At 64.7% G+C, this 4,465-nt stretch carries 7 protein-coding genes; 5 read left to right on the top strand and 2 right to left on the bottom strand.

The annotated features are described in order from the left end of the window. On the bottom strand, positions 1-300 hold a 300-nt coding region (locus tag MOV74_RS32010; protein WP_246931003.1), incomplete at its 3' end, for a hypothetical protein. Positions 301-788: 488 nt separating this feature from the next. Between MOV74_RS32010 and MOV74_RS32005 the strand changes: the two genes are divergently transcribed. From MOV74_RS32005 to MOV74_RS31995, 3 genes are all read left to right on the top strand, one after another. After that, on the top strand, positions 789-1,172 hold the full coding sequence (locus MOV74_RS32005; RefSeq protein ID WP_246931002.1) for a RidA family protein: 384 nt from the start codon (positions 789-791) through the stop codon (positions 1,170-1,172). 147 nt (positions 1,173-1,319) lie between these two features. Next, positions 1,320-1,580: a hypothetical protein gene (locus tag MOV74_RS32000; protein WP_246931001.1), complete on the top strand. Its 261-nt coding sequence runs from the start codon at positions 1,320-1,322 to the stop codon at positions 1,578-1,580. 236 nt (positions 1,581-1,816) lie between these two features. Continuing rightward, on the top strand, positions 1,817-2,068 hold the full coding sequence (locus tag MOV74_RS31995; RefSeq protein WP_246931000.1) for a hypothetical protein: 252 nt from the start codon (positions 1,817-1,819) through the stop codon (positions 2,066-2,068). A 196-nt stretch (positions 2,069-2,264) separates the two neighbouring features. Here MOV74_RS31995 and MOV74_RS31990 read toward each other — a convergent pair whose 3' ends face one another. Next, a complete protein-coding gene (locus tag MOV74_RS31990; protein WP_246930999.1) occupies positions 2,265-2,762 on the bottom strand; it encodes a J domain-containing protein in 498 nt (165 codons plus the stop codon). A 111-nt stretch (positions 2,763-2,873) separates the two neighbouring features. Between MOV74_RS31990 and MOV74_RS31985 the strand changes: the two genes are divergently transcribed. Together MOV74_RS31985 and MOV74_RS31980 are read left to right on the top strand one after the other, a co-directional pair. Next, complete coding sequence (locus tag MOV74_RS31985) at positions 2,874-3,641, top strand: SDR family NAD(P)-dependent oxidoreductase (RefSeq protein ID WP_246930998.1); 768 nt, start codon at positions 2,874-2,876, stop codon at positions 3,639-3,641. A gap of 362 nt (positions 3,642-4,003) precedes the next feature. Continuing rightward, positions 4,004-4,252 (top strand): helix-turn-helix domain-containing protein, encoded by a 249-nt coding sequence (locus MOV74_RS31980; protein ID WP_063201937.1) that lies wholly within the window; start codon positions 4,004-4,006, stop codon positions 4,250-4,252. Positions 4,253-4,465 lie beyond the last annotated feature (213 nt).

Raw genomic sequence — 4,465 nt, 5'->3', positions numbered from 1 at the left:
GGCACCGGCGGCGCCGTAGACGCCGGCGACGTCGGAGGGACGGTTGATGTTGGAGACGCGGCCGCGCAGCACGGTTTTCGAGCCGCCGAACACGAGGCCGTAGTCGAGCCCGCCGGTGGAGAGGCCGTAGGAGCGGCCGCGGAAGTTGAGCACGCCCGAGCCGCCGGAACCGCCGATGATCCAGCCCGCCTTGTAGATCGTCAGCACCACGGTGCCGCCGTCGGCCAAGGCCGAGGTCGAGAGTCCGGCCAGGGCGGCAATGCCGACCAGCGCGGCGCGGAAGGTGGATGCGATCTTCATAGACGTCTCCGGGGGCTATTTTTCAGGGAGGGGAATCGAATCAGATGCGGCGAATCTACCCGATCGATCGCGGCGGCAACATGATGGGGGCGCGTGGGCCCGCTCTTCGCCAAGCACTCAACTGTCATCGCCCGGTTTAACCGGGCGATCCAGTATTCCAGAGGCGGCGGTGATTGAGCCGAGAAGCCGCGGCGTACTGGATGCCCCGGTCGAGCCGGGGCATGACGGCGGAGTTTGGGGCCGCAACTCGGGCCAACCGCACCATGCCATTCTGCCCTTGCTTTGCCCGACAGAGCAAGCGATATACTTCGGTCTTGCCGAATTCAAAAAAGATCAATGATTTCCGCTGGGCTCCTACTGTGCATGGGGTTGTTTTCGCATTTCTTGTTGGAGCGGGCCCGCGGCGGGACATCGTGAATGCGGTTGCAACTGTCCCGCATGTCGCTACGCTCATGCGGGCTTCTTAAAGGCCCTGCCGAGGTGATCCCATGCCGATCCAGCATTTCGCGCCCCCGCCGCACGTCAAGGCGCCGCCGCTGTCCTTTGCGGCGCGCGTCGGCGATCTCCTGTTCGTCTCGGGCATCCCCGGCTTCGACGCGAGCGGCGCGCTGCCTGATGGTTTCGAGGCGCAGTTCGCCAACGTCGTCGTCAACATCACGCGCGTGCTCGGCGAGGCCGGCGCCGGTGTCCGCGACCTCGTCAAGGTCAACGTGCTCCTGACCCGCGCCTCCGACGTTGCCGCCATGAACGCGCTCTATGCCGGCGCCTTCGGCCCGCCGCCTTACCCGGCGCGCACCACTTGCGTGGTGCAGGCCCTGCCCAACCCGAAGATGCTGATCGAGATCGAGGCGGTGGCCTCGCTGTCGAAGTGAGCCGCGCGTGTGGCTTGTCGGGCACGCGGCCAAACCAAATGCGCGGCCGCGACTGACATGTCCGTGAACTGCCGCCCCCCGGCTTGCAAAGAACCTGCTTTTACCGCACGAATTTTCGGATCCCACGTTCCCACAAGGAGATACTTCATGCGTCGCGTTCTCGCGCTCTGTGCCGTTGCCGGCATTGCCACCTCCGTCTTTGCCGTGCCGGCCTCGGCTGCGGTCGGCTATTACGTGATCCGCTGGGACAACACCGGCATCTGCCAGGTCTGGAACGAGGACCTGAAGTACAAGCCGTTCCAGTTTGGGGTGTCGACCTACAAGGTCGTCAGCAAGCCTCTCCCGACGTTCCAGGCCGCCTCCGACCTCCAGATCAAGTTGCGCGCCGAGCGTCGCTGCACGCTCTAGGCTTGACGCGACAAAACGGTTTTCAAGGCGGATCGCGCGAGCGGTCCGCCTTTTCGCTTTTGCAGGACCTTCGCGTTTTTCGGCGGAAATCAGCCATGCCCCGCGCGCGTGCGTTGAACCTGATCAGCGCGTGGAACTACTCACATCTTGTCCGGCGCGCATCCCCAGAGCGTCCGGCACCAGCCCTCCCCGCATTGCCGGGAGGCGCATCACATCATTCATTTGAGGAGCTAATCATGCGTCGTATTTCCGTGCTGTGCGCTTCCGCGGGCCTTGCCGTCACCGCGTTCGTCGCTGCGAGCCCTGCACAGGCCAGCTATCACCTGATCCGCTGGCAGGACACCGGCTTCTGCCAGATCTGGGACGACAGCATCCCGACCACGCCGTGGCCGGCCGGCTATCACCGCGCCAGCGCGACCCTGCCGACCTTCATCGACGCACTCGCGGCGAAGGATGCCGCGCTGAAGAACGGCAGCTGCACCTGGTAAGATTTCGATCGGCGGACGAAGAGCCGGGCAAGGACGCGGGCATGCGTTCTTGCCCGGTTTGTTTGTGAGAAACCGTAGGGTGGCAAAGCGACAGCGTGCCCGCCAATTCCAATCATCACGAAGATGGTGGGCACGGCGCTTCGCGCCTTTGCCCACCCTATGAGATAGTGCTGCATCAGCAGAAGCGGACGCGCTCTCACGCGTCCTTGTGCGCGCCGGGATGGATCAGGACATCGCGGGCGGCGGCGAGGTCGATGAAGGCTTGCGCGCTGCCGCCGTGGTCGGGATGCATGCCCTTGGCGGCGCGGCGATAGGCCTGGTTGATGTCCTCGCAGGTGAGCTGCACCGCGAGCGGCAGGCCGAGCATTTTGCGCGCGCGATCCTCGCTGGACAGCTTCTTCGGCGCGGCATTGCGGCGGCCGAAGCGCGGCGCGGTCAAATCATGGACGACCTCGAGCACCACAGCGAGACGGCGCTGCGCCGCCAGCGTCACGCCGTGATCGTCATTGCCCGCGGCTTGGCGCAGCACCGGAAGCGCCTGCTCGGCGGCCTGGCGCAGCATGGTGTCCGTGCTCATTCGCGCGATCTCGGCCACGAGCCGGCCCGCCTCGGCGAAGTCGGCTGATTGCGCCGACCGGAGGCGTTCGAGGGCGAGTTTCCAAGAATCGAGCCGAGGATCGAGCCGTTCCATCATGCGCGCAACGTTTAGCAATGAAGATCAGTATGCCAAGGCTGCCGTTTCCGACCCCTTAATTTCGAGTTAGCGTTTCGTGAAACTTCGAAACGAAATCGGGAGGAATATGTCATGGCACTGCTCGCAAATCATATCGCCGTCGTCACCGGCGCCGGCTCCGGTATCGGCCGGGCGATCGCGGCCGGCTATGCGCGCGAGGGTGCGCAAGTGGTGCTGCTCGACGTCAATTCCGACACTGTCGCGGACGCCGCCCAGGAGATCCGAAACTCGGGCGGCAAGGCCGAAAGCTTCGCACTCGACGTGACCCGGCGGGAGGATTGCTTCGCGCTGGCCAAGCAGGTCGCGGACAAGGTCGGACAGGTCTCGATCCTCGTCAACAATGCCGGCATCACCCGCCGCAACGCCTTCACCGCGGAGACGGAGACGGTGGCGAAGGACTGGAACGATATCATCTCGCTCAACCTCAACGGTGTCTTCAACATGACGCAGGCCTTCCTCAGCCCCTTGCGCGCGAGCAAGGGCCGCATCGTCAATATCGGCTCGATCCAGTCCTTCGTGCATCTGCGCACGCCGAGCTCGGCGGCTTACACGACCTCGAAACACGGCGTGGTCGGCTTCACCAAGGCGCTCGCGGTCGAGCTCGGCAAGGAGGGCGTGCGCGTCAACGCGATCGGGCCGGGCTTCATCGAGACCAACATCAACGCCAATGTGCGCGCCACCAATCCGGCGCTGGTGCAGGCCTTCGTCGATCACACCCCGCTGGCGCGCACCGGCAAGCCCGAGGACATCGTCGGACCCGCGGTCTTCCTGGCGTCGGATCTGTCGGCCTATGTCACGGGAACAATCGTGATGGTGGACGGCGGCTATCGGACGGTGTGAGGACGCGAGGCTCCAGCAGCATAGACGGTGTCCTCGCCCGCCTTGTGCGCAATTGCGCACTGGAGCGGGCGAACCAGTATTCCAAAGGCGGCAGCGATTGAACCGAAGCGCCGCGGCGCACGGGATGCCCCGGTCAAGCCGGGGCATGACACCCGTGACTGGAGAGAGAGATAGTCCCACATCACTCTGCATCTCGCACCAATCGCGGCGGCTTCGCGGCATTCCTGAGGTCATCTGGTGCGATCGGCCGTGGTTAACCTTTCATTAACCAAACCCGACCACCGTACATCTACGGCTAGGGGGTCGTTTGTTCTCGATCCGCTTCCAACGATGGAAGCGGGCGTTGATCGGGGAGTATGTTGATGACCACTGTTCATGTCGCCGCGTCCGAGCCGGGCGCACAATTTCTTGCTCCTAACCAGATCGTTCCGTTGCTGATCGGCGCGACCGTCGACGAGGTCGAGCGCGAGCTCGTGCTCCAGACGCTTGCGCGCTGCGACGGCAACCGCACGCGCGCCTCGCGCGTGCTCGGGCTGTCGGTACGCACGCTGCGCAACAAGATCAGGATCTATGCCGCCTCCGGCATCGACGTGCCCGCCTATCAGGATTAGCGCGCGGTTGCGTGCCGGTTGATGTTGACCGATCCCACGCGAAGCGTGGGCGGAATTGCTGCTGTCGTCAAACGCCGCTAAGTAACTTGCTTCCGGTCAAGGGGAGCAGTGGCGTGGCAGACGATCAGGGACGACGGCAGGGAGCTCAGGGACCGCGCGGGCGGCAGGGCGAGCCCGGACGGCCGGGACCGCAGGGTCATCCGGGCCGACGGG

The organism is Bradyrhizobium sp. SHOUNA76 (genome assembly GCF_023006445.1).
Classification (GTDB): Bacteria; Pseudomonadota; Alphaproteobacteria; order Rhizobiales; family Xanthobacteraceae; genus Bradyrhizobium.
Note: the sequence above shows the minus strand (reverse complement) of the source record. Positions and strands in the feature narration are given on the sequence as shown.